We start from the raw sequence: 24,172 nt of genomic DNA on the forward strand, positions 1-24,172 counted from the left end.
CTCCCGACCTACGACCAAAGTTTCGCAGGCGGCAAATTGACACACCCCTGCCCAGCCTCTTAATCTAGCCCACAGCGATTGTAAATTGGTATTACCAATTACCCAAGCTCACCAAACAACAACAATCAGGGGCCACCCCATATGCAAACCTGGCAACAGCTTTACAGCCCACTCGGCAGCCTCGGCCTGTCCGCACTGGCCGCCGTCATTCCCATCGTATTCTTCTTCCTGGCGCTGGCCGTGTTCCGCCTCAAAGGCCATGTGGCCGGCAGCATCACCCTGGCCCTGTCGATCCTGGTCGCCATTTTCGCCTTCCAGATGCCGGTAGACATGGCGCTGGCTGCAGCCGGTTATGGCTTTGCCTACGGCCTATGGCCCATCGCCTGGATCATCGTCGCGGCGGTATTCCTGTACAAATTGACGGTCAAGAGCGGCCAGTTCGAAATCATCCGCAGCTCCGTCTTGTCGATCACCGATGACCAGCGCTTGCAGGTGCTGCTGATCGGCTTCTGCTTTGGCGCCTTCCTGGAAGGCGCGGCCGGTTTCGGTGCGCCCGTGGCGATCACCGCCGCGCTGCTGGTAGGCCTGGGCTTCAACCCGCTGTACGCCGCCGGCCTGTGCCTGATTGCCAATACCGCGCCGGTGGCGTTCGGCGCCCTGGGCATCCCGATCATCGTCGCCGGCCAGGTCACCGGCATTGATGCGTTCAAGATCGGCGCCATGACCGGCCGCCAACTGCCGCTGCTGTCGCTGTTCGTGCCATTCTGGCTGGTGTTCATGATGGACGGCCTGCGCGGCGTTCGCGAAACCTGGCCGGCAGCCTTGGTGGCGGGTTTGAGCTTTGCCGTCACCCAATATTTCACCTCGAACTTCATTGGCCCGGAGCTGCCGGACATCACCTCGGCACTCGCCAGCCTGATTGCCCTGACGCTGTTTTTGAAAGTCTGGCAACCCAAGCGCACCGCAGGCGCACAGATTGCCGGCGCTACCTCCAGCGTGGCGGTCACCTCCAGCGCCGGCGGCTTCGGCTTGCCGCGCAACACCGTGGTTTCGCCCTACAGCCTGGGGCAAATTTTCAAGGCGTGGTCGCCGTTCCTGATCCTCACCGTACTGGTGACCATCTGGACCCTCAAACCCTTCAAGGCCCTGTTCGCCGCGGGCGGTTCGATGTACGGCTGGGTGTTCAATTTTGCGATCCCGCACCTGGATCAACTGGTGGTTAAAGTCGCGCCCATCGTGACCAACCCCACCGCCATCCCGGCCGTCTTCAAGCTGGACCCGATATCTGCCACCGGCACTGCAATCTTCTTCTCGGCACTGGTCTCCATGCTGGTGTTGAAAATCGACGTCAAAACTGGTCTTACCACTTTAAAAGAAACCTTCTTTGAGCTGCGCTGGCCGATCCTGTCCATCGGCATGGTGCTGGCATTCGCCTTCGTCACCAACTACTCCGGCATGTCCTCGACCATGGCCCTGGTTCTGGCCGGCACCGGTGCTGCCTTCCCGTTCTTCTCTCCATTCCTTGGCTGGCTGGGAGTTTTCCTGACAGGCTCCGATACCTCATCCAACGCCCTGTTCAGCTCACTGCAAGCCACTACCGCGCACCAGATCGGCGTCAACGACACCCTGCTGGTAGCCGCGAACACCAGCGGTGGCGTGACCGGCAAAATGATCTCGCCGCAATCGATCGCCGTGGCCTGCGCCGCCACCGGCCTGGTGGGCAAGGAATCCGACCTGTTCCGCTTTACCCTCAAGCACAGCCTGTTTTTTGCCACCATCGTCGGGCTGATCACCTTGGCACAGGCCTACTGGTTCACCGGTATGCTGGTGCACTGAGACCTGCACGTAATAGGGTAAGAATCGACGCCGGAGCATCCTGCCGGCGTCTGCTATTTCTGGAGGACCGATGAGCCTGCCTGCTGCTTTCCTGAGCGACGTCGCACAACTGATCCCGCAAGATCGCCGCTTCGACGATCCACTTTCCACCCTCGCCTTCGGCACCGACGCCAGCTTTTACCGTCTGATCCCACAGCTGGTGATCCGCGTGGAGTCAGAAGACGAAGTGGTGACACTGCTGCAACTGGCCCAGCGCGACCGCGTGCCGGTGACCTTCCGTGCCGCAGGCACCAGCCTCTCGGGCCAAGCCATCAGCGACTCGGTGCTGATCGTGCTGGGTGATAACTGGAACCACCGCGAAATTCGCGGGCAAGGCACCCAGATCCGCCTGCAACCCGGCGTGATCGGCGCCCAGGCCAACGCCTGGCTCGCACCGTTCGGGCGCAAGATCGGGCCGGACCCAGCGTCCATCAATGCTTGCAAGATCGGCGGTATCGTCGCCAACAACGCCAGTGGCATGTGCTGCGGCACGGCGCAAAACACCTACCACACCCTGGCGGGCATCCGCCTGGTGCTGGCCGATGGCAGCCGCCTGGACACCGAAGATGCCGCCAGCGTGCAAGCCTTCCGCCAGTCACATGGCGCACTGCTTGAACGCCTGGCCCTGTTGGGTCGCGAAACACGCGCAAATACTGAGCTGGCGGCAAAGATCCGCCACAAATACCGCCTGAAAAACACCACCGGCCTGTCACTCAATGCGTTGGTGGATTTCGACGACCCGCTGGATATCCTCAGCCACCTGCTGGTCGGCTCCGAGGGCACCCTGGGGTTTATCAGTGCCGTCACCTACGACACCGTGATCGATCACCCCAACAAAGCCTCGGCGCTGATCGTCTTCCCGGATGTCGAAACCTGCTGCAACGCCGTCACCGTGCTGAAAACCCAGCCAGTCTCCGCCGTTGAACTGCTGGACCGACGCAGCATGCGCTCGGTGCAGGACAAACCGGGCATGCCTGCTTTCGTACAGCACCTATCGGAAAACGCCTGCGCACTGCTGATCGAATCCCGCGCCGCTTCGCCATCGCTGCTGCACGAACAACTGACGCTGATCATGGCCTCCCTGGCGGTATTCCCCGTGGAGAAACAAGTCGACTTCACCGAAGACCCACTGGAAAACGCCCGCCTTTGGGCCATCCGCAAAGACACCTTCCCGGCCGTAGGTGCCGTGCGCAAAACCGGCACCACCGTGATCATCGAAGACGTGACCTTCCCCGTAGAACAACTGGCGATTGGCGTAAACCGCTTGATCGCACTGTTCGACAAACATCACTACGACGAAGCCATCCTTTTCGGACATGCCCTGGAAGGCAATCTGCACTTTGTGTTCACCCAAGGCTTCAACAGCAGCGAAGAAGTCGCACGCTATCAAGCGTTCATGGACGACGTCGCGCAACTGGTGGCCGTGGAGTTCGGGGGCTCACTGAAGGCCGAACACGGCACCGGCCGCAATATGGCCCCTTTCGTCGAACTGGAATGGGGCAGCGACGCTTATCAACTGATGTGGCAACTCAAGCGCCTGCTCGACCCCAACGGCATCCTCAACCCGGATGTGGTGCTCAGCGAAGACCCGCAGATTCACCTCAAACACCTCAAGCCCCTGCCCGCCGCCGATGAGCTTGTGGATAAGTGCATCGAGTGCGGGTTCTGCGAACCGGTGTGCCCGTCAAAGGGCCTGACCCTGAGCCCGCGCCAGCGCATCGTGATCTGGCGCGACATCCAGGCCAAAAAACGCGCAGGCGTGGACACCACCGAACTGGAAGCGGCCTACCACTACCAGGGCATCGACACCTGCGCCGCCACCGGCTTATGCGCGCAACGCTGCCCTGTAGGCATCAATACCGGCGACCTGGTAAAAAAACTGCGCAGCCGCGAGGCCGACCGTACGAAAACCGCCGACTGGCTCGCCAGCCATTTCGCAACCGCGCTGCAAGGTGCGCGCTTTACCCTGCACGTCGCCAACGGTGCGCGCATGCTGCTGGGCGCTCCACGGCTGGCCAAGCTCTCGAGCACGCTGACCAAGCTGTCCAAAGGGCAAATTCCGCAGTGGACCAACGCCATGCCACAACCGGAAAAAACCATTCGCTTCAGCCCGCCGGTAATGGATGAGCGCCCGCGCGTGGTTTACCTGGCCGCCTGCGTCTCCCGCGCCATGGGCCCTGCAGCCGGCGATAAAGAGCAAATGTCGCTGTACGACAAAACCCGCCAGCTGCTGGAAAAGGCCGGCTACCAGGTAGTCTTCCCCGACAACCAGGACAGCCTCTGCTGCGGCCAGCCCTTCGCGTCAAAAGGCTACGCCGAGCAGGCCGAACACAAGCGCCAGGAACTGATCGGCGCCCTGCTCCACGCCAGCCGAGGCGGCCTCGACCCCATCTACTGCGACACCAGCCCCTGCACCCTGCGCCTGGTGCAAGAGTTGGGAGAAACGCGCCTAGACCTCTACGACCCGGTGCGCTTTATCCGCACCCACCTGATGGACCGCCTCGACTTCACGCCCCAGGAAGCGCCCATCGCCGTACACGTCACCTGCAGCACCCAACACCTGGGCGAGAGCCAGGCACTGATCGAACTGGCACGCCGCTGCGCAAAAACCGTGGTGATCCCCGAAGGCATTCATTGCTGCGGCTTTGCCGGCGACAAAGGCTTCACCACACCGGAACTCAACGCCCACTCCCTGCGCTCACTCCAGGACGCCGTGCAATATTGCAGCGAAGGCATCTCCACCAGCCGCACCTGCGAGATCGGCCTGAGCCAACATGGCGGCATCGACTACCACGGCCTGGTCTACCTGGTAGACCGCGTCACCCGCGCCCGCGCCCACTGACCCGGCAAAAAAACCGAACCCTCGCGCACCGGCGCAGTCATCTGCATAGGCCTCGACAAACGAGGCCCATCAGTGATGTCGCTGGCAGCGGTTGCACGCCAGCAGCGTCGAGCCCTTTTGCGCAAGGAGACACCCTATGAAGCGTTCCGCTCTTGCTGGCTTGTTCATGACCGCTGCGATGCTCGCCTCCCCCGCTTTCGCAGCCAGTGACAAAGACCTCTGCCAGATCAACCTGGACAAAATCAACAACGGCAAAGCCCTGCTCGCCACCGACACCAGCGGCAAAAGTGGCGAAATAGACACCGCCGTCTCCCAGGCCAAGGCAGCCCACGCCGCCGGTGATGAGAAGAAGTGCATCGAAATCACCTCCAAGGCCCTGCAAGACCTGCAGAACAGCGAGAAAGGCGGCCAGTAAGCGAGAGGGCCAACCTTCGGGTTGGCCTTCGCTGACGTTTTGGCGTACACTGCACAGGCTTGTCACTCACTAAGAAACAACGAGTTACAAGCACGGGGCCGTTTAGGATTCGACGCCGGTCGCGAAACTTTAGGTGCATGCCGAGTTGGTAACAGAACTCGTAAATCCACTGTTGCAACTTCTTATAGTTGCCAATGACGAAAACTACGGCCAGGAATTCGCTCTCGCTGCGTAAGCAGCCTTAGCCCTGAGCTTCTGGTACCTTCGGGTCCAGCAATCACCAGGGGATGTCTGTAAACCCAAAGTGATTGTCATATAGAACAGAATCGCCGTGCAGTACGTTGTGGACGAAGCGGCTAAAACTTACACAACTCGCCCAAAGCACCCTGCCCTTCGGGTCGCTGAGGGTTAACTTAATAGAAACGGCTACGCATGTAGTACCGACAGCGGAGTACTGGCGGACGGGGGTTCAAATCCCCCCGGCTCCACCAATTGAACGAGAAAAGACGCCTGAGAGCGTCTTTTTTTGTGTCTGGAATCCAGTGAATACGGTGTGAAAAATAAATCCGTCCCCTTTTCCCTTTTCCCTTTTCCCTTTTCCCTTTTCCCCTTTTCCTACAGCCATGTTTAAGACATGGGCTAGTCCGGGGACCCACTTGAGGCATGCAAAAACTTCGATCACTCAAAGGTGCCCAGCTTTTTTCATCAACGCGGCACTGGATCTGCAGCTAGGCATTACGCGATTTAAGGGCCTCCTCAATGCCATCTAGGATGTTGCTGATTAGATGCTCGCTTTCAGGCCATTCGCTAACTAGCTTTTCCACGCGGTGAGACAGGTTCGTCACTGCTTCTGTAGGTCGAGCCGCATAAATTTCAACGTTCAAATATTTGCATATTTTCTGCATATTTTTGCCGAGTCGCGCCGTATCTCCTCTCTCAATCCGGGAGATCTGTGTGTAATGCACCCCGACGAGCTCACCCAAAAATTTCAGGGAAAGTCCAAGATCCTTGCGAGCCTTCATTATCCGACGGCCGAGCAGGTTTAAGTCGATTTGAGTGTTGAATTGAGAGCTCATAATATGCAAAATATTTGCATATTATTTAAGTTAAGGCGAGCAAATATGGCGGTCTATGTCGATGCAGAAGGCATTCGTTGGCGTGGACGCGAATGGTCCCACCTGGTGGCAGATTCGCTGGATGAGCTGCATACATTCGCCGATCGGCTGGGGCTGCAACGTCGCTGGTTTCAATCCAAGAGTCGTTACCCTCATTATGACGTGACAGCATCAGTAAGAGCTCGCGCCCTCTCATTGGGTGCAACAGGTGCCGAAAGGGAAGTAATTGTCGGTTGCGCAAAAAGGATGCGATCCGAGATGATTCAGCTATACCAAAATGCCATTGCTGGCGCTGAGTCATCCAAGAAAGGAATTTTGCATGTCCAAGCCCATACCCCAAGCCATGGCGTTGTCAGTTCCTGAATACAGTCTGAAAGCGGGGGGTACCAACCGGTTTCAGACCACCCCTGAAGGCTTCCAAAGTCTTAAATTTGGATATTTCGGAGAAATCGGGGGGCTGCTGTCGGCCTTCAAAAAAGTCGGGCGTGACCAGCTCGTTGCCACGGTCAGTGAACTGGCGGCGGAAGAGCTGGGTGATGCATTGTGGTATCTGATTAACCTGGCAGCGTCTGTAGGTGTTGAACATAACCATATTGGGGAACGCTGCATTGCTGCGTTGCGTACTCGCTTCAACGAAAGCGAACAGGACCCCGTGATACCGGTGACGTTCAGACACATCGACAGCTTGATTGAGGTGAGAAGAACACCAGGTTCTATTAATCGATCGGATCAGCTGGGGATCTTGGCCGCCGCCGCTGGAATTATCGCTGACACCAGTCAAACTCGATACATGGCCCTTTCACACCAAGCACGATGCGATCATTTCGGCACTCAGCTTGCTGAACTGGCCCTGACATGCGCCAGTTTCGATCTAAGGTTTGAGGATGTAGCTCGGTCGAATTTGGAGAAGATCCACAGCAGATGGCCAGGAGAGAATGCACGATACCCCAAAGCATTTGATGAAGGCTTCCCTGAGCACGAGCAATTTCCTCGCCAGATAGCTATGGATTTTATCGAACGAGGTACAGCCCAAAATGGGTATGTCGTTCAAAGCTTGCGAGGTGTGTACATCGGGGATCGGCTGACTGACAACAGCAACGAGCCTGATGACTATCGTTTCCATGATGTTTTCCATCTGGCATATGTCGCGTTTCTGGGGTGGTCACCAGTGCTTCGGGCCTTGTTCAAGCGCAAGCGAAAATCCGATGCGAAAAAGGATGAAAACGAGGACGGCGCACGCGCCATGATCATTGAAGAAGGCATTGCCACTTGGATCTTCAATCACGCCAAAGGCCAACATTTCTATGTCGATGCGAAAGTCGGAAGCCTGGATTATGGCGTGCTCAAGCAAATCCAAAGCATGGTTGAAGGTTATGAAGTGGACAAATGTGAGCTGTGGCAGTGGGAAAAAGCGATACTGACCGGCTTTGAGGTTTTCCGTAAGCTGCAAGAGCACCGCGGCGGCACCGTAACCGTCGACATGGTGCAGCACACCATGAGTTTTGAACCCTTCACGAAGAAATGAGCAGCAATGAACCCAACAGCCTTTGTGAACGCCCTGTCCGCCTTGAAGCTCGACAACGTGTTCAATCCTTACGCAGATACGTGCCCGATCCATGACCGAGCCGATGCCGTAGCTTCGCGTCGCCGCAACCTTCGTGGCTATTTGAAGGCGGCAACTGAAATTGGCGTCGACACGATTTGGATGGGGCGGGACCTTGGCTATCGGGGCGGCCGGCGTACCGGCCTGGCGTTGACCGATGAGTTTCATTTGCCAGAGATGACACAGAGATACCCGGGCTCCAATTTCAAACAGGCTACGATCGGTCCAGCGCTTGCAGAGCGCACTGCCTCTGAAATCTGGTCAGTGCTACGCTCCGTAGACTTGCCGCCGTTGCTTTGGAACGTCTTCCCGTTTCATCCCCACGAACCTGGCAACCCATTTACCAATCGCAAGTTCACCGCTCGAGAGCTACTACAAGTCGACGAGTTAAATGGCTTATTAATCAAATGGCTGAAAGTACGCAGAGTCGTGGCGATCGGGCAGGACGCGTTCAATTACGCGAGTCGGTTCGATGTGGAGGTAGTTGCGATCCGTCACCCTAGCTACGGTGGTATCAAGGATTTTCGAGACGGGATGAGTACGCTCTACAACATCCCAATCGACTCGCTGAACGCCAAAAGACAAGCCTCACTGTTTTGACTACCCAGGGAAGTCCTTGAGCATTCTTTTTGTTTCTTGAGGCCCACCCAAGCTACCCATATCGAGATACGCATGCGTGGCGATGCAGGTAAGCATTCCGCACTCAAAGCCTGATTCTGTGCCGACAAACTTATGCAGATTGCTCAGGCCGATCAGGTTGCCCAACGCTCGCTGCCCGTACCAATGCGAGCGATAGACTGCGGTCAGGTCGAGCTTTCCAGCCGTCACTTTGAAACTCAGATGACTGAGGCATGGCATGTTCAAGGCTTTGTTGCGATCGAAGCCCGGATCGTACAAAGGCAACTCACAACCAAAGCCATCGGTATTGTCGGCAATATCGTACTCTGGATCAATGACCCCTAATTCGTACGCAGCTTGATAGCAGCGCCCCGCCTTGGAAGACTGCAGCTTGCGTATGATCACCTCAAGTGGGTTAAACAGGGTCTTGCCGTCGCGGGCAACCCTGCGCATCATCCGCAGTGCATAGGTGCCCCAGGTGCCATGCTTTTTCGCCCGCGCCATGACATCAAGATAGCGCGCATAAAACTCGGGACGACCATCGCGTTTGTAAAGCCCATTTGGGAAAATAGTTCCTGCTACGGTGTCGACACTTAAGCCTGGCGTGCTCTGGCGTAAAGCTGTATCCACAGCCTTGATTATTTCAAGATCCCCGGCGGTGAGTTCACTTGCGGATGCCATCTCGAGGATCAGATTGCGATCGGTGTACTCGGGGCAGGCCACCAAATGACGTGCCGCAGCCAGCCAGGCGGAGACTGCGCGTTCTTCCTTAATCAGTACTGCCATGTACTACTCCAAAGGCGCATGCCGCATGCGCTGCAATATAGGTAGAAGAAACCCAGGCATGGCCATGCTGCCCCCAGGCATCTCCCCAGCTGTTTCTGATCAAAAACCAAGGTTCGTCATCACCGTCATAACCGAGTCCGACCGCAACGACAGCGTGCACCATCGTGCCCGGGAGCACCGATTCACTGAAGGAAACAATCCCGTCCTGAGGTTGGAAGAACTCAAGAGTTAGTCGCAGCGCGAGACCCACTGCATTCTGCGCTCGAATGTTTGAGATAAGCCAATCAACATCAGGCTCAAAAAACTGAACAGGACATCCAAAGTGCTCTAGATGCGTGGGAAGCGCTTCGAGGGGCACTCCAGGCTCATGATCCAGATAGGGAAACAATCGTTCAACTGGGTGACCCAAGGCGGAGGACTTCAGGGCAGCCGGAATTTGCAGACCGTCGCCAGGTTGCCAGTTCGGGATATGGGCAATTGTCGCGCGATAGAAAAACTCAGGGCCTAATTCTTCATCCGCAAATCGACGATTCAGGTCCGTGATAGCAAATGCCAAGCAAGTAGGTCGATTGCCTTGATTCTTTGCCTCAACCGGAGTTGCGTCGACCAAGATTTCAGGAGTGATCACGGTAACAACGCCTCTTTAATGAGGACTATTTTTGCCTCACGGGAAAGGCCTTCAGCGATCGGCTCAAAATGCGCTCTTGAATTGAAACTCGCATCCTCTGCCTGTTTGCCGGCCCAAGGACGCTGCTCAGTAAACACAAGGGGGTACGGAGCATCAAACTGCACATCTTCTCCGGATACGACATAGTCCATAGTCGCATCCGCGCCAAACGACAAACCATTCTTATCAATTTTTGACGCCGGCAAAGGTGCGATCACAAAACCTTCGGCCTTTGCCTCATCGACTGAATCTGCCAGCCATAGATAACCTGCCGATGCATGGCTTTTCAAACGGACGACAATGTGATCTTCAGGGCGCGGCTCAAGGATCGAAGATTGATCAGCATCATCGAGCAGCCAGACTTCCTTGGTCGCATCGGGTAACGGGCCTTGCATCAATGCTCGCTTGATCGAGGCAGGAGTTGTCTTGAGTAACTGCTGAACCATGTCGTAGTCGAACAGCTTATGCCTCATTAGAGACCACGCGGTGGCGGCGTAGCTGACCCCAAGCCTCAGTGACAACTGATATAGGATCAGTGGGTTTTGAAGGGATTGACGATTCCAACCCTTGCGCTTGCAGATAATAGTGAGAAGCTGACGAGGTACCAGCAAATGGTAGCCGAAGGATTCCGCTTCCTGCTCTTGAATCGCGCCCTTCGGGCCATAATCAATAGTTTCGTCGAAGGCGGTATCGTGACCCATAAAATAATGACCCAGTTCGTGTGCGCAGGTCATGTGTATCAAGCCGGCAGAGCGCGCTGCATTGACGAGGATCCCGGAGGCATCACCTCGTATAAAAGCGCCATACAACCTGTCCAGGGGCTGCAGCATTACGGAAATACCTTCGGAAGCAGCGATCTTGAAAGGATCAATCCGGGTATAACCGTCCTGCTCAATACGCTCCATCGCACGTGTCGCTTCGAAGACATCAGAAGCCAGCTTAGCGGTGGTTATCGCAATATCACGATGCCCCATTTCCAACTCCTATTTTTTGCGCCCCGATTGCTTTAGAAACTGAGCAAAACGTGCTACTTCTTCCAGATCTTTCGGCGAGAGCCCATCGATAGCTCGCGCAAGAAATCCGAGTTGTTGTGGACCATCTGAAATGGGCTCAACCCCGGTAGATAGGTAATCGAGCGTCCTGTGATAAAGCTTCGCCAGTTTGCTGAGTTCGATGGCTTCAACCTTTCGCGCCCCTAGCTCAATATTGGTAATGGAAGGCCTTGACAGGCCTAAAACAGCAGCGACTTCATCTTGAGAAAGCCCAACGTACTCTCTCGCCTGGCGAAGTCGATCCCCCATTTGATTGCGTTCGTCTTGCAGGACAATGCTCATTTTGGGCTGTCCTTGAGGTGCTTCAGCACCCCTTTGGTAATTTCTGTCACAAATTGATTTTTTGATTCGTAGCCGCCATGGCGGATGATCAGCTCCACAGGTAGCTTTTTCTTCACCAACTTGTCCAAATGAACAAACGCATCGCATGCCGCAATAGAATCCAACGGCGCACCGAGATCGTCAGTCGCCAGTGGATCGTCGAGAATCTCCAAAGCCCGTTTTTCCCAAAACGCACCAAGTAGTTTTTCGATCTCAACTCTGAGGTCCATGTGTGCATCCTCGTAAGAAAATCAAACCGTAGATGTACGAAAAACATACGCCAAAATCTCGATAACCTCAAGAGTACGTGTTAAGTCATAAACAGTTGCCTTGAAAGTAGGCATATGACGAGCGTGGCAAGTCGATTACAAGGGAGGAGCAATGGCATTGCCATCTTGTGACGTATTCCAATTGGTATTCCAATCAAAACTCAAACTAAATTTATTATATTAATCAATAATTTAAAATACAGATTCAATTTACCCTGGCATCAACAATAAAGACGCCCAAGGACGTTTTTTGTACTTGGCATCCCATCAATTACGATGCTAGTGTCAACCCAATGACTATCTATTGCCTCACCTCAACAACCACCACCACGACCGCATCAAGCGGAGCGTGCGAGGTGTCGTGAGCCAATAACCAACGAACTTCAAAGGCCCGCCAGCGATGGACAGGGCCTTTTTTTATGCCCTTGTGTCGCTGGTTCACATGCAAGGAGATGCACCCATGTACGCCCTGTTGATACTGGATATCCAAGTCGGACTCATCCACGGCCCAGAAAAACCATGGCGCTGCGACGAGCTGTTGGAAACCCTCAATACCCTGATGGACAAGGCACGCAGCGCAGGCGCGCCGATTTTTCTCGCTCGTCGGCCCCGCTGGCTCGCCAATCGAACCAGGCAGCCCGCTTACGCTGGTTGCACAGGAACTAAAGTTGCTAGGTGGAGAAGTGGTGTTCGAAAAGCATCGGCCTAACGCTTTTGCAATGACTGACCTGGCGGACAATCTGTGCTCCAGCGGCGCCACCGGCGTGGTAGTTACCGGGATGTAAACGCAGCACTGCGTCGACAGCACCTGCCGTGCCGCACGTGATCTTGGCTTCGATGCGGTGCTTATCGCCGACGGTCATACCTGTTCTGATACGCCCTTGATGAAAGCCGACGCCATCGTGGCTCATCACAATGCCACGCTCAACGGGCCGTTCTGCCAGTTGGTTCAGGCTGAGGACTGGAGCTTTTAACAGAGCCTGACGACGGGGACGCCAACAGGGCCGAGCTTCGGAATTTTCCTGCAAGTTGCCGCGCTGTTGGTGAACTGGCGCAACCCCCTTCACAACGCTAGCTTCTTTGCGTCGCTGATGATCAGCGACCGGCTTTGACAGGCCGAAAAGTGTAACCTTTCACACCCCGTGATAAGACGGCATGCTTGCGCATTCCGCTCCGTTCATGGCGGCTGTGCGTGGGGCATCTTCGGGTGCGCCGGGTTCCTACACTTCCGGTCTGTCAACCCGCGTACAGCTGCCACCCAATCCTGTTTGACAGCAGGGGGAGGCAGCTCCTTAAACAGTGTAGGAGCTTCATCGTGAAGAAAATCACCCCCAATCCCCCCACCACCCTCTTCATCCTCGCCGAAAACATCCACCCCGAAACCCTGCTAATCCAAGCCAGCGAAACCCTCGCCTCCCTCAACGCCATGACCACCGACCTGGCTTTCGAACTTGAAGGCGCGCACCGCCACAAGTTGCTGGCCGCTCAACAATTGATCGTTCTGGGTGAGCTACTGGTAGAACGGGTCCTGAACACCCAACCATTCACTACCCAGCCGCCACAGCCTTAAAACACGAAAACGGGCGAGACGCCTCAGCGCATCTCGCCCGCTGGCATCCCCCCACACTTCCCATTACCCTGACGGCCTTTATCAGACAACCGGAAGTCAGATACCCGTGTTCAAGCCCTTCGCCGTCATCGCCCTTACCGTCATGCCTTTACTCGCCACCGCTACCGAGCTGGCCGGGGTTTGGCAAGGCACTTTGGGCAAGTCCGCTATTACCGTGTGTTTCAACGGCGCCGACGGGGAGCATGGCAGTTATTACTACCAGCGCATCCGTACCCCTATCCAGTTGACTCAGGCCAACGACGCCGCCCCCTGGGTAGAGGAAGGCAACACCGGTTTCTGGGCCCTGCAAAAACCTCAGGGCGATACCCTTTCTGGTGCCTGGAGCAAAACCGATGGCGGCACGCCGCTGCCACTGGCATTGCGCCGCATTGGCACGGACGGCTGCGGCAGCGATGCCTACAACGCGCCCATGGAAGCTGCGCCGCTGCCGATCAAGACTGAGAAGAAGACTTTCCACAGCCACACCTACCAGCTCAAGACCCAAGGCCCCCGCGTCACGCTCAAGCTGGAGGGCGATAGCCCGGCGGTGCAGAAGATCAACCAGCAGCTCGCCGCCCTGGCCGTCAATGACGAAGATCTAACCGACTATTTTTATGAACGGCGTGAATACCTGGGTCGCAACGGCTCGGTCTATACCAGTGAGATCGAGGTTGAGCCCGCCTATTGGTCATCGCATTTTCTCACCGTGCGGTTCTATCGCTGGGCCGCAGGCCAAGGCGCCATGGGCATCAGCTGGGGCCTGCACTCCTGGAACCTGCAAACCGGTGACAGTGTGGACCCATGGGCCTGGCTCGGCGGCCATCAGCAATGGCATGACGCCTATTCCGGCCATTTGAAGCTGCCGGCCGCCTTCAGCACTTGGCTGGCCAAGCAAACCACCACTGACGAGGGCTGCCCGGCGATCACCGATTACTCCATCTTTCACCTCAGCTTCAACACCCAGGGCCTGCAACTCTCGACACCGGCCAATGGTGACGGTTGCGACAACGACTTGGCCTTCACCTGGGAGCAGTTGGAGCCGGTGCTGACCGCACAAGGCAAAGCGGCAGTGCCCAGTTTGAAGCTGCCTTGATCCGCCGGAGAAAAACCCCACGGCCGTTCACCAAAGGTTAAGAATCGCGCTCGTATACTCCCTGACTACCCATGACCGGTCGCCCGATCGGTCTCATGCCTCGGTAGCCAGACTCCATGACGCGCCCCGCTCCCCTGCTGCTCTTGCTTGCTGCTCTGTTGTTCTTCTTCGCCCTCGGCAACCATGAGCTGCAAGGCTCTACCGAAGCCCGGGTGTCCGGGATCGCCATGGCGATGCACCTGGACAATGACTGGGTGGTGCCGCGCCTGTTTCGTGAACCCTTCCTGGAAAAACCGCCCCTGAGCCTTTGGCTGGACGCCGGCGCGATTCGCCTGTTTGGCGCCAGCACCGGGGCGGTGCGCTTGGCGTCGGCGTTTGCCGGGTTGTTCAGTGTGATGCTGTTGTACGGAATGCTGCGACGGTTCGGGCGGCCGCAGACGCTGGCGTTCAGTGCCGCGTTGATCCTGGCGACCATGGCCAGTTACTGGGGCAATGTGCGGGGGGTGGGTGAGGATTCGTTGCTCAGCCTCGGTGTCACCGCTGCCCTGCTGGGGTTTTACCAGGCGGTACGGCCCGAGCGTGAAGGCTCGAGCACCTGGGCCTGGGCGTTGTTTACCGCCGGTATGGTCATCGCCACGTTGAGCAAGGGCGTGTTGGGCCTGGCGATGCCGGGCATTGTGATTTTTGTGTACCTGCTTTGCACCAGTTTGATGGATAAGCGCCTGCGGCTGGGCGATTGGTTCAAGCCGGCGCTGTTCACGTTGTTGGCGTTGGTGCCGTTGCTGATCTGGCTGGGGTTTCTGTTTCAGCGCGGTGGGATGCAGGCGGTGGGTGAGGTGTTATGGACCAATAGCGTCGGGCGCTTCAGTGGTTCGTTCGTCGAGGCCGGGCATTACGAGCCTTTCTACTATTACCTCGCCAAACTGCCTGAGGCCTTCCTGCCCTGGAACATCCTGGTGTACCTGGGCCTGTGGCACTTCCGCAAAAGCCTGGTGCGCAATCGCTACCGGTTGTTTTTCTGCGTGTGGCTGGTGGCGCAGTTCACCCTGTTGACCCTGGCTTCCAGCAAACGCACGGTGTATTTGATGGCGCTGACGCCAGCCGCCGCGGTACTGGCTGCCGAATATGCGCGGGTGCTGCTGGAGTGGGCCAAAGACCATAAGCCGGGGCTGTACCGTTTTCATCGGCTCATTATCGGTGGGGTTTTCGCCCTGGCCATCGCCTGCTACCTGAGCGCAGCGTTCTGGTTTGCGCCCAAAGCCGATGTGCGCCATTCATTCGTACCGGTAATGAGCCAGATCCAGGCCCTGCAAGACGAAGGCAGGACGGTGGCGATGTATCAACCCAACGAGCGCATCGACGGCGCCAGTGTGTTCTACCTGCAGGCCTACTTGCCGATCCTGAACACCGAAGCCGAACTGCGCGCCTTCCTCAGCGCCAAGCCCGGCAACGTTGCATTGACGGACCACACCGACCGGCTGAAAGCGCCGGTTACGGTGATCAAGCAAATGGCGATCAACCGCCAGCCTTATTACTTCGTGGAGCAGTAAGGCCAGCGCGGGGCATTAGTGCTTGGTGAGCTTGTCCAGGTAGCCCATGGCAAACGCCGAGACCACGAACGTCATGTGGATGATCACGTACCACATCAGGTGCTCTGGATCGACGTTCTTGGCGTCCATGAAGATGCGCAGCAGGTGGATAGAGGAAATCGCCACGATGGAGGCCGCCACTTTCATCTTCAGCGACGAAGAGTCCATGGTGCCCAGCCAGTTGAGCTTTTCCTTGTTTTCGTCGATATCCAGCTGCGAGACGAAGTTCTCGTAGCCGGAAATCATCACCATCACCAACAAGCCGCCGACCAGGGCCATGTCGATCAACGACAGCAGCAGCAGGATCACTTCGGCTTCCAACATGGTGAAGATGTTGGGAATCACGTGAATGATTTCCTGGAAGAATTTCAGCGCCAGGATCAGCAAGCCCAGGGACAGGCCCAGGTAGATCGGTGCCAGCAGCCAACGCGAGGCGTACATCGTATTTTCGATAAAGCGTTCCATTGAATCTCACACAGCTTGGCTAAAAATGGTGCCGAGTATACCAGCCGCCACCGGGCACCTGTCACCGCGAGAAAACTGACCCAAGTGGCATCTGTAAGAGAATTTTTCTGCTAGTGTCGAGACCATTCACTCGGCTCGATGATGTCGGACAGGAAGACTCAGATGATGGATGTGCGATCCCCTTTGGCCGCTCTCGGCCTGTGTGCGGCGTTGCTGATGGCCAACGGCTGCTCCCCCAAAGAAGAGCAGAAGCAGGCGACCCTCGAAGAGAAAACCACGAAGTTCGAACAGTCCCTGGACAGCATCCAGGACCCCAAGCTGCGCGATGCCATCGCCGACCTGGGCGGCTCGCTGCTGTTGCTGGAACGTGCGCGCGTCAAGCTCGCCAGCAAGCCCATCGAAGCCGAATACGGCGAAGACAGCCTGGCCCTGCTCAAGCACTACCCAACGCCCCAAGCGCTGGTGGACACCTACATCAATGGCCTGTTCGTGCTGCGCAAAACCTCGCACTCCGACTACCTGACGGATTTGCAGCCGGTCTTCCCGTTCAACTTCAACGCCCCGGACCAGTTCCCCTTCCCCCATGGCCTGGAATGGCAGTCGGTCACCCTGAGCAACAATAAAATCATTCCCTTCCAACCGGAATGGTCAGAAACCGACCCCGGCATCCAACTGAGCCCCAGCAGCTCCAACCTGACCAACCCCGACGACCTGACGGTGACCTACCCGTTTATCGAAGGCATCGAGACGGAAAACAAGAGCCAACCCCAACCCATCAGCCTCAAGGGCGCGGTGGAGGTGATCACCCCGGGCAAGGTGCTGACGTTCGACCTGACCCAACAAGACGTGGGCCATAAACGCACTGACGGCAACATCACCCTCAACCTGCTGACGCTGGAAAAGAACTACGCCGAGATCGAACTGACCAACAGCCAGCCCCTAGCCGCCGAAGTGGGCGACGCGTCACCCAACCCGCTGCTGGTGCAGGCACGGGACAGCACCGGGCAATTTCTGACCCGCTCAGGTTCGATCAACGAGAGTGCCGCACAGGTGGCGTTCTATGAGAAACAACTGGCCGAGATGCAGAAACAAACCGCGTGGTCCGACGCCTTCGACAAACAGCTCACCGACGCGCAAAAAGCCTTCGAGCGCCAGCAGACCAGCCATTACGCCAAGGTGTATTTCAACGGGCTGATCGATAACCTGCAGGTCAATGTGCTGGATTTCTCCAAGGCCACGCTCACCCGTAAAGACCTCGACCTGCCGGTGATGCGCTTTGACAGGAACAGTCTGCAAAAGACTGTGCAGGCCCTGCCGATGCCGGTCACGGTGTATGACGACGGCGCCGCCAGTTGGCTCAAGGATGCCTCGATGACCGAGGAGCAGTTGAAAAACAGCGTCACCATCAGCCAATCGACCGAAGACGCCAGTGCCGCAAAAATCGTGTTCGACCACCCGTTCACCTTCAACGACGACCTGGTCGGTGCCGAGCGCAACAACAGTGACGCGCCTATCACCTTTTTCACCGCCGATGACAAGGGCGAGCGTGGCGAGCCCATCGAGCTGCCGACTGAAGCGTTTGAGCTGAATGCTGCCAGTGGCACGTTGACGTACGACCTCAACCTGTTCCCGGAAACCCCGGCGTATGTGGTGGGCTCGGTACCGCTGTTTTTGGCCACCATCGAGAAAGCCATAATCGACGCCGCCAAGCTGCCCAAGGGCCTGTCGCTCAAGGACAACGCGCTGATCGTCGACCAGAAGGACTTCCCCGCCGACAGCTGGCGCTTCTATGCCAAAGATGCCAGCGGCAATTACCTCAAGGAGATCCTCGGCGTCAGCCACCGCGCCGAGGAATACGGCACGGCGATGTTTGACGTGCATTACTTCTACGGCCGGCCGGCCACGCTGGAGAGTTACCAGCGCACTGACCTCAGCACCGTGCAATACGGTTTTGAGGTGAAGCTGGACAGGCCTGAGAGCAAATAACCGGCGCTACAGGGCTAGCCGCTCCTGGCCGCCATTGAGTTGGCGCAGATGGGCCTGCAGGTGCAGGCACCAGATCTGTGGCTCGTCCATTTGCTCGTAGCCGTGCAAGGTCAGGCTATCAACGATGGTGCCCAGCATGCGTTCTGCCACAAAAGGCCCATGAAACGGGCCCTGGGATTTGACGGTGGAAGGCTGTTCGCCCGACATGCCGGCGGCAAATAGCAGCGTCCACATCCCGTTATCCCCGGCGAGAGGGCGAATGGAGCATTCGATACGGGTGACCAGGCCCAGGCACTGGCGGGTAAGGCAAAGGTTGCGCGACATGGCGGCGACCCTCGGTAGATCGGTGTTCAGCCCCAGCGCACGGCGAGGCTGTTTCTATCCTGCGACTCCTGTGGATATCCCTGACTCTGAGAATAGAATAAAAACGCGACAAACCAAGGTTGTAGAGACCAACGGGCGTTGGTCCCTGAGGGTGGAGTCAATTTTGTGGCAGATCAGTATGTAGGAGCGAGCTTGCTCGCGAAGAATGCAAGGACACCGAGTTAAACCAGGATGCCCGCGTTATCGTTGACGTTCTTCGCGAGCAAGCTCGCTCCTACAAGGGAAGAATCAGGTTGGCTTGGCTTCTGCCAACGCCTGCTGCGCCAGCTCTTTCTCCGCCTCCTTCAAATCCTCCTCGCTGATCATCTCGGCAATCGCGCGCAAGCGCTCCACCACCCGCGCATTCACGGTGCCTTCCGGGAACTGCCCCTCGGCATCCGGTTCACCGGCATCCTCGCCCACCAGCAGGCTCAACGCCTCATCGGCCTGGCGCACCGCGTAGATGTGGAATTGCCCCGCACGCACGGCCTGCAACACCTTCTCGTCGAGCATCAGCGTGGCGACGTTGGCCTGAGGGATGATCGCGCCCTGCTCACCGGTCAACCCGCGAGCTTCGCACAAGCGGAAGAAGCCTTCGATCTTCTCGTTGACCCCGCCCACCGCCTGCACTTCACCAAACTGGTTGATCGAGCCGGTAATCGCAAAGCATTGCTTGAGCGGCGTCTTCGACAAGGCCGAAATCAAGGTGCACGCCTCGCCCAGGGACGCACTGTCGCCGTCCACGTACCCGTAGGACTGCTCCAGGGCGATGCTCGCGGAGATGGCCAGCGGAAATTCCTGGGCATAGCGGCTGCCCAGGTAACCGGTGAGGATCATCACACCCTTGGAGTGGATCGGCTGGCCGAGGTTAACTTCGCGCTCGATGTCGACAATGCCGCTGCCGCCCGGGTACACCGTGGCGGAAATCCGCGCCGGCACGCCGAATGCCGAGTCGCCGACCTCAAGCACCGTCAACCCGTTGCACTTGCCCACGGCCGCACCGGCGGTGTCGATCAGGATGACGCCAGCAAGCATGTCGTCGAGAATCCGCGCCGACACGCGGCCGGTGCGCGTGGCCTTGGCCTTGAGGGCGCGCTCGATGTGCCCGGCATCGGTCATCTCGTCGCCCGCCAGGTGGCGAATAAAGTCCGCCTCGCTCACCAGCTGGAACAAATCACCAATACGCGCCGACAAGCGCCCCTGATGTTCGGCCAGGCGTGCGCTGTAGGTCGCCAGGCGCGCCACCGCGTCCGAGGTCAGCGGCGCCATGCCTTCTTCCGAAGTACGGGTTTTGAGCAACTGGGCGAACTGCTCCAGGCTCTCGTCGACCATGGGGATATCTTCATCGAAGTCCACCAGTACGCGGAACATCTCCTGGAAGTCCGGGTCGGCGTCCTGCAAGGCGTAATACAACTGGCGCGAGCCGATGATGATCACCTTGACCTGCAAGGGAATCATTTGCGGGTTGAGGGTCACGGTGGCCAGGCGGCCGAGTTCGCCCAAAGGCGATTCCATCTTCAGCTTGCGCGATTGCAGGGAGCGTTTCAGCGCATCCCACACAAAGGGCTCGCTGAGCATTTTTTCGGCTTCCAAGATCAGGAAGCCGCCATTGGCGCGGTGCAAGGCGCCGGGACGCAGCTGGCGATAGGTGGTGTAGAGCGCGCCCTGGTCGGTGCTGTATTCGATACGGCCGAACAGGTTGTCGTAGGTCGGGTGCGGTTCAAACACCACCGGCGCGCCACCGTTGACCGAGTGGCCCACCACCAGGCTCGGGCAGTACTGCTCTTCGAGCAGCTTGCGCGCCTGGGCGTCGGTCTTGGCGTCGTCCACCAATTGCTCCACCACGGTTTTGAGCAGGTACACCTGCATGGCTTGCAGGTAGCCACAGACGCCGGCGTTTTCTGCGTATTTTTCCGACAACGGCGCCAGCAAAGGCTGCAGGGCCAGGGTGATGGTTTCTTCGTTGAACTGGCGCAGCTGGTTGTTGGACTCGCGCTTCCACTGCGGCAGGCTGGCCAGCTCTTCGTTGAGGCGTTCTTCCAGCTCGGAGATATCGGTGTGGAAGCGCTCACGATCGGCTTCCGGCAGTTGCGAAAACTCGGCTTCGTCCAGCGCCTTGCCGTCGAGCATCGGCGTGAAGGCGATGTTGGAGCTGTCGCGGTACAGCGCCACGTCTTTTTCCAGGGCCAGGCGCTCGATCACGTCCAGCGCCTTGTCGTAGCGCTGGTTGAACGCCCGGTCGATGGCGCTTTTACGCTGTTGATACGTCGGGTGTTCGAACACCGCCGGGAAGGTGGCGACCAGGTTATCGACCAGGCCGTTGATATCGGCAATAAACGCCGCAGCGGCGCCACCTGGCAATTCCAGGGCGCGGGGCTCGCGGGGCTCATCGAAATTATTTACATAAACCCAGTCCGCCGGGGTTTGCAGGCGCTTGCCTTCGGCTTTCAGGTAGCGTTTGACGAACGAAAAGCGGCCGGTGCCCGGCTCGCCCATGACAAACACGTTGTAACCGGGGCGTGGCATGGCCACGCCGAACTGCAAGGCTTCAACCGCACGTTCCTGGCCAAGCACACCGCGAAAGGGCTCCAAATCATTGGTGGTCGAGAAGCTGAACTGTTCAGCGGAGAAAGGGCGAGTCAGCGCTTCGGGCGCTAGACGCAAGCTGGCAGCAACAGGATCAGGCATCGGGCTTCCTTACATCAGGCGGGGCAGATGGGGCATTCTGGCTCCCGGTTGAGCGCTCTGGCAAGGCGCGCTTTTCCTGAAAGCATAGACACGGCACACGTCCTACAAAAAAATCGCCCGCCACTGAATGTTTATAAAAAAACACGGAACCCTGGGAACGTGCCTAAACTCCAAACTGCGCGGGTTGGACTAATAACTGGCCCCTAGGGTGCGTTGAGCACCTGAACCCTTGTCCATTGGTTTGCACACAAAGAGAACAAAGCTATGAAACGGATCCTTCTTGGTACTCTCTTCACCGTCGTCTCCCTCAATGCAATGGCAGAAGCACCAGGTGGCCCGAACTGCGGTTGGGGCAACATGTTGTTTGAAGGCCAGCGCGGTACTCCGGCCCACTTCCTCGCCTCCACCACCAACGGTACTTCGGGTAACGCCACCTTTGGCATGACCTCGGGCACCAACGGTTGCAGCACCAACAGCGCCCTGTCCTACGGCGGCAAGTCCTGGATTGCCATGAATGGCATGATGAACGAGCTGTCCGAAGACATGGCCAAAGGCAACGGCGAAGCGCTGACCACCTACGCGGTGGTACTGGGTGTTGCGCCGGAAGATCGCGAGCACTTCGCGGCCGTGACCCACGAGCACTTCCAGCAGATCTTCAGCAAGGCTGACGTGACCGCTGACGACGTGCACAACAACACCATTGCTGTACTGAAAAGCGATGCCCGTCTGGCGAAATACGCAACCCAGGCTTAAGCTCGACCTGCCCGCGCCTTTCGAGGCGCGGGTACTATTTTTGGACCCGCCTCCCCTTTGGGTCTCACTTTTTTGACTTAAGTTGCCCCTATGCTCAAACGCTTTGCCTGGTTGGCACTCTTCGCCTGCGCCCCGCTGTACGCGGCCTCGCACCTTGATGATCAACGTTTGCAGCAACTGGCCAATGATCCGTTCTGGCTGTCGCTGGGGCACTACGAAGCCGGCAAAGTCAGTGGTTGGCGCAGCTATGTCAGCGACAAGAAATTCTTCATCGCTCCCGATGGCGCACACCATCCGGACGCCGAACTCAAGGCCACCGTTGATGCGCTGTATGCACCGGCCAGCCTGGGTGAAAAGCACGCCCAATGCGTCTACCCCGCACGTACCCGCTGGCTCAAGGCGCAGTTGCAACTCAACGACCTGCCCGCCCTGGAATGCAAAGAGTTCACCCAGTGGTTCAAGGATGTCGCGCCCCATAGCGCAGTGATGATCTTCCCGGCGGCCTACCTCAACAGCCCGTCGTCGATGTTCGGCCACACCCTGCTGCGCATAGACCAGGCTGACGTGCAAAGCAACAACACCGCCCTGCTCAGCTATGCGATCAACTTCGGTGCCTATATCGAAGGCTCCGACAACAGCATCCTCTATGCCTGGAAGGGCCTGATGGGCGGTTATCCCGGCCTGTTCGCCCTGGTGCCTTACCAGGAAAAGCTCTCCGAATACCGCAGTCTTGAAAACCGCGATTTGTGGGAGTACCGCCTGAACCTCACCGAGGTCGAGACCAAGCGTATGGTCGAGCACGTGTGGGAGCTCAAGCAGATCCAGTTCGACTACTTCTTCTTCGACGAAAACTGCTCCTACCGCCTGCTCGAACTGCTGCAAGTGGCCCGCCCCGGCCTGCGCCTGACCGAACAGTTCCCGCTCACCGCGATCCCTACCGACACGGTCAAAGCGGTAAAAGACGCAGGTTTGGTGGAGAAGATCGACTATCGCCCATCCCGTGAACGTGAACTGCTGGAACGCGCCAAGCCACTCGATAGCGATGAGCAACAGTGGGTGCTGAAAATCAGCGATGACCAAAAGCAACTGCAGGAGCCTGCATTCAAAGCCCTGCCCCGCGAGCGCCAGGCACTGATCGTGGACGCCGCTTACCGCCTGGGCCGCTACCGCGCCAACGGTTTGGAACGCGATGCGACACGCTCCCAACGCAGCTTCGAACTGCTGCGCGCAATCAACCAGAACCCGGCGCCAGACCTGAAGATCACCCCGCCCGGCCTGCCGGAAAACGGCCACGAGTCGCGCACCTGGCAAGCCGGCATCGGCACCCGCGGCGACAAAGCCTTCGGCGAATACGGCCTGCGCATGGCCTATCACGACCTCAACGACAACGCCGAAGGCTTCCCCCTGGGCGCGCAGATCGAAATCCTGCAAATGAAGTTGCGCCAGTACGAGGGCAATCACTGGCAGCTTCAGCAACTGGACCTGGCCACCATCCGCTCCCTGACGCCGCGCAATGCGCTGCTGCAGCCTTGGTCGTGGCAAGTCACCGGCGGCCTGGAACGCGTACCGGGCAAGCACGACGACGAAACCCTGGTGGCCCACGTCAACGGCGGCGCCGGTGGCACGTGGCAACTCTCCGACGACATGCTCGGCTTCGCCCTCGGCACCGTGCGCGTGGAACACAACAACGACTTCAGCGAAGCCATCTCCCCCGCCGCCGGGTTCAACACCGGCGTGCTGTGGAAAAACCCGTTGGGCAACCTGAGCCTGGAAGCCAAGGGCGATTTCTTCACCAACGGCGAAGTGCGGCGCAGCATCAGCCTCAACCAGCAATGGGAACTGTCGCGCAACCTGGGCCTGCGCCTGAGTGCCCAGCGTGAGTTCAGCCACCTGTCCACGCCGGTAAATGAAGTGATGCTTGAGCTGAAGTGGTACCACTACTGACTCAAGCCTGGTGAAAATCAAAAGCTAGGCGGCGCTCGCTCCTACAGAAGGCGATGATGCATAACTTTTGCTCATCACACATTCCTGACAGCCATTTCACGCCACTCAAACAAATCCCC

The 24,172-nt window shown here is 57.9% G+C and carries 21 protein-coding genes, 1 other RNA gene and 1 pseudogene; 14 read left to right on the plus strand and 9 right to left on the minus strand.

Annotation, left to right across the window (positions count from 1 at the left end):
* The first annotated feature begins 141 nt into the window (after positions 1-141).
* From HU731_RS11580 to ssrA, 4 genes are all read left to right on the plus strand, one after another.
* On the plus strand, positions 142-1,836 hold the full coding sequence (locus HU731_RS11580; RefSeq protein WP_020301770.1) for a lactate permease LctP family transporter: 1,695 nt from the start codon (positions 142-144) through the stop codon (positions 1,834-1,836).
* A 70-nt stretch (positions 1,837-1,906) separates the two neighbouring features.
* Positions 1,907-4,717 (plus strand): FAD-binding and (Fe-S)-binding domain-containing protein, encoded by a 2,811-nt coding sequence (locus HU731_RS11585; RefSeq protein WP_186607180.1) that lies wholly within the window; start codon positions 1,907-1,909, stop codon positions 4,715-4,717.
* A 136-nt stretch (positions 4,718-4,853) separates the two neighbouring features.
* Positions 4,854-5,132, plus strand: a complete 279-nt coding sequence (locus tag HU731_RS11590) for a PA2433 domain-containing protein (protein ID WP_003194233.1) — start codon at positions 4,854-4,856, stop codon at positions 5,130-5,132.
* Between the two features lie 94 nt (positions 5,133-5,226).
* Positions 5,227-5,623, plus strand: a transfer-messenger RNA (tmRNA) gene (ssrA, locus tag HU731_RS11595).
* Positions 5,624-5,860: 237 nt separating this feature from the next.
* Here ssrA and HU731_RS28815 read toward each other — a convergent pair.
* Positions 5,861-6,208 (minus strand): helix-turn-helix domain-containing protein, encoded by a 348-nt coding sequence (locus tag HU731_RS28815; RefSeq protein ID WP_186607179.1) that lies wholly within the window; start codon positions 6,206-6,208, stop codon positions 5,861-5,863.
* A 45-nt stretch (positions 6,209-6,253) separates the two neighbouring features.
* On the opposite strand from HU731_RS28815, the gene HU731_RS11605 reads away from it, so the two are divergent.
* From HU731_RS11605 to HU731_RS11615, 3 genes are read left to right on the plus strand one after another with little or no spacing between them, the layout of a single operon-like run.
* Entirely contained in the window at positions 6,254-6,610 is a 357-nt protein-coding gene (locus HU731_RS11605) for a DUF4031 domain-containing protein (RefSeq protein WP_186607178.1), read from the plus strand.
* Entirely contained in the window at positions 6,567-7,772 is a 1,206-nt protein-coding gene (locus tag HU731_RS11610; protein ID WP_186607177.1) for a nucleoside triphosphate pyrophosphohydrolase family protein, read from the plus strand. The genes HU731_RS11605 and HU731_RS11610 overlap by 44 nt, the downstream gene beginning before the upstream one ends.
* 6 nt (positions 7,773-7,778) lie before the next feature.
* Entirely contained in the window at positions 7,779-8,450 is a 672-nt protein-coding gene (locus tag HU731_RS11615) for a uracil-DNA glycosylase family protein (protein WP_186607176.1), read from the plus strand.
* On the opposite strand, the gene HU731_RS11620 is transcribed toward HU731_RS11615, so the two are convergent.
* Genes HU731_RS11620 through HU731_RS11640 form a run of 5 tightly spaced genes read right to left on the minus strand, consistent with a single transcriptional unit; the run spans position 8,451 to position 11,524 of the window.
* A complete protein-coding gene (locus HU731_RS11620; protein WP_186607175.1) occupies positions 8,451-9,254 on the minus strand; it encodes a thymidylate synthase family protein in 804 nt (267 codons plus the stop codon).
* The gene (locus HU731_RS11625; protein ID WP_186607174.1) at positions 9,238-9,882 is read right to left on the minus strand and encodes a C1 family peptidase; all 645 of its coding nucleotides are present in this window, start codon (positions 9,880-9,882) and stop codon (positions 9,238-9,240) included. The genes HU731_RS11620 and HU731_RS11625 overlap by 17 nt, the downstream gene beginning before the upstream one ends.
* Positions 9,879-10,895 carry an ImmA/IrrE family metallo-endopeptidase gene (locus tag HU731_RS11630; protein ID WP_186607173.1) on the minus strand — a complete coding sequence of 339 codons (1,017 nt, stop codon included), beginning with the start codon at positions 10,893-10,895 and terminating at the stop codon, positions 9,879-9,881. The genes HU731_RS11625 and HU731_RS11630 overlap by 4 nt, the downstream gene beginning before the upstream one ends.
* 9 nt (positions 10,896-10,904) lie before the next feature.
* Positions 10,905-11,255, minus strand: coding sequence for a helix-turn-helix domain-containing protein (locus HU731_RS11635; RefSeq protein WP_186607172.1), 351 nt, complete (start codon positions 11,253-11,255; stop codon positions 10,905-10,907).
* The gene (locus HU731_RS11640; RefSeq protein ID WP_186607171.1) at positions 11,252-11,524 is read right to left on the minus strand and encodes a hypothetical protein; all 273 of its coding nucleotides are present in this window, start codon (positions 11,522-11,524) and stop codon (positions 11,252-11,254) included. Before HU731_RS11640 ends, HU731_RS11635 begins: the two co-directional genes overlap by 4 nt.
* A gap of 499 nt (positions 11,525-12,023) precedes the next feature.
* Between HU731_RS11640 and HU731_RS11645 the strand changes: the two are divergent.
* The 4 genes and pseudogenes from HU731_RS11645 (at position 12,024) to HU731_RS11660 (ending at position 15,815) form a co-directional block, all read left to right on the plus strand.
* A pseudogene (locus HU731_RS11645) lies at positions 12,024-12,537 on the plus strand (isochorismatase family protein).
* A 341-nt stretch (positions 12,538-12,878) separates the two neighbouring features.
* The gene (locus HU731_RS11650) at positions 12,879-13,133 is read left to right on the plus strand and encodes a DUF6124 family protein (RefSeq protein ID WP_056792061.1); all 255 of its coding nucleotides are present in this window, start codon (positions 12,879-12,881) and stop codon (positions 13,131-13,133) included.
* A gap of 106 nt (positions 13,134-13,239) precedes the next feature.
* Positions 13,240-14,265, plus strand: a complete 1,026-nt coding sequence (locus tag HU731_RS11655; RefSeq protein WP_186607170.1) for a hypothetical protein — start codon at positions 13,240-13,242, stop codon at positions 14,263-14,265.
* A 116-nt stretch (positions 14,266-14,381) separates the two neighbouring features.
* Positions 14,382-15,815: an ArnT family glycosyltransferase gene (locus HU731_RS11660; protein WP_186607169.1), complete on the plus strand. Its 1,434-nt coding sequence runs from the start codon at positions 14,382-14,384 to the stop codon at positions 15,813-15,815.
* Positions 15,816-15,830: 15 nt separating this feature from the next.
* On the opposite strand, the gene HU731_RS11665 is transcribed toward HU731_RS11660, so the two are convergent.
* Complete coding sequence (locus tag HU731_RS11665) at positions 15,831-16,319, minus strand: TIGR00645 family protein (protein ID WP_098950318.1); 489 nt, start codon at positions 16,317-16,319, stop codon at positions 15,831-15,833.
* 162 nt (positions 16,320-16,481) lie between these two features.
* On the opposite strand from HU731_RS11665, the gene HU731_RS11670 reads away from it, so the two are divergent.
* Positions 16,482-18,305 carry a hypothetical protein gene (locus tag HU731_RS11670; RefSeq protein ID WP_186607168.1) on the plus strand — a complete coding sequence of 608 codons (1,824 nt, stop codon included), beginning with the start codon at positions 16,482-16,484 and terminating at the stop codon, positions 18,303-18,305.
* Positions 18,306-18,311: 6 nt separating this feature from the next.
* Here the strand turns inward: HU731_RS11670 and HU731_RS11675 are convergent, their stop codons facing one another.
* Together HU731_RS11675 and HU731_RS11680 are read right to left on the minus strand one after the other, a co-directional pair.
* Positions 18,312-18,629, minus strand: coding sequence for a PA4575 family protein (locus HU731_RS11675; RefSeq protein ID WP_003194269.1), 318 nt, complete (start codon positions 18,627-18,629; stop codon positions 18,312-18,314).
* 288 nt (positions 18,630-18,917) lie between these two features.
* Positions 18,918-21,356, minus strand: coding sequence for a Lon protease family protein (locus tag HU731_RS11680; RefSeq protein ID WP_014719999.1), 2,439 nt, complete (start codon positions 21,354-21,356; stop codon positions 18,918-18,920).
* Positions 21,357-21,620: 264 nt separating this feature from the next.
* Here HU731_RS11680 and HU731_RS11685 point away from each other — a divergent pair, with 264 nt between their 5' ends.
* Together HU731_RS11685 and HU731_RS11690 are read left to right on the plus strand one after the other, a co-directional pair.
* A complete protein-coding gene (locus tag HU731_RS11685) occupies positions 21,621-22,109 on the plus strand; it encodes a DUF3015 domain-containing protein (RefSeq protein WP_010206666.1) in 489 nt (162 codons plus the stop codon).
* Positions 22,110-22,199: 90 nt separating this feature from the next.
* Complete coding sequence (locus HU731_RS11690) at positions 22,200-24,053, plus strand: Lnb N-terminal periplasmic domain-containing protein (RefSeq protein WP_186607167.1); 1,854 nt, start codon at positions 22,200-22,202, stop codon at positions 24,051-24,053.
* Positions 24,054-24,172 lie beyond the last annotated feature (119 nt).

Source organism: Pseudomonas salmasensis (assembly GCF_014268375.2).
GTDB lineage: Bacteria > Pseudomonadota > Gammaproteobacteria > Pseudomonadales > Pseudomonadaceae > Aquipseudomonas > Aquipseudomonas salmasensis.

Coding starts and splice junctions, on each gene's coding strand:
- HU731_RS11685 (WP_010206666.1), top strand. CDS start 21,621: ATGAAACGGATCCTTCTTGGTACTCTCTTCACCGTCGTCTCCCTCAAT.
- HU731_RS11665 (WP_098950318.1), bottom strand. CDS start 16,319: ATGGAACGCTTTATCGAAAATACGATGTACGCCTCGCGTTGGCTGCTG.
- HU731_RS11605 (WP_186607178.1), top strand. CDS start 6,254: ATGGCGGTCTATGTCGATGCAGAAGGCATTCGTTGGCGTGGACGCGAA.
- HU731_RS11635 (WP_186607172.1), bottom strand. CDS start 11,255: ATGAGCATTGTCCTGCAAGACGAACGCAATCAAATGGGGGATCGACTT.
- HU731_RS11690 (WP_186607167.1), top strand. CDS start 22,200: ATGCTCAAACGCTTTGCCTGGTTGGCACTCTTCGCCTGCGCCCCGCTG.
- HU731_RS11630 (WP_186607173.1), bottom strand. CDS start 10,895: ATGGGGCATCGTGATATTGCGATAACCACCGCTAAGCTGGCTTCTGAT.
- HU731_RS11615 (WP_186607176.1), top strand. CDS start 7,779: ATGAACCCAACAGCCTTTGTGAACGCCCTGTCCGCCTTGAAGCTCGAC.
- HU731_RS11580 (WP_020301770.1), top strand. CDS start 142: ATGCAAACCTGGCAACAGCTTTACAGCCCACTCGGCAGCCTCGGCCTG.
- HU731_RS11585 (WP_186607180.1), top strand. CDS start 1,907: ATGAGCCTGCCTGCTGCTTTCCTGAGCGACGTCGCACAACTGATCCCG.
- HU731_RS11660 (WP_186607169.1), top strand. CDS start 14,382: ATGACGCGCCCCGCTCCCCTGCTGCTCTTGCTTGCTGCTCTGTTGTTC.
- HU731_RS11670 (WP_186607168.1), top strand. CDS start 16,482: ATGATGGATGTGCGATCCCCTTTGGCCGCTCTCGGCCTGTGTGCGGCG.
- HU731_RS11620 (WP_186607175.1), bottom strand. CDS start 9,254: ATGGCAGTACTGATTAAGGAAGAACGCGCAGTCTCCGCCTGGCTGGCT.
- HU731_RS11590 (WP_003194233.1), top strand. CDS start 4,854: ATGAAGCGTTCCGCTCTTGCTGGCTTGTTCATGACCGCTGCGATGCTC.
- HU731_RS11675 (WP_003194269.1), bottom strand. CDS start 18,629: ATGTCGCGCAACCTTTGCCTTACCCGCCAGTGCCTGGGCCTGGTCACC.
- HU731_RS11610 (WP_186607177.1), top strand. CDS start 6,567: ATGTCCAAGCCCATACCCCAAGCCATGGCGTTGTCAGTTCCTGAATAC.
- HU731_RS28815 (WP_186607179.1), bottom strand. CDS start 6,208: ATGAGCTCTCAATTCAACACTCAAATCGACTTAAACCTGCTCGGCCGT.
- HU731_RS11680 (WP_014719999.1), bottom strand. CDS start 21,356: ATGCCTGATCCTGTTGCTGCCAGCTTGCGTCTAGCGCCCGAAGCGCTG.
- HU731_RS11640 (WP_186607171.1), bottom strand. CDS start 11,524: ATGGACCTCAGAGTTGAGATCGAAAAACTACTTGGTGCGTTTTGGGAA.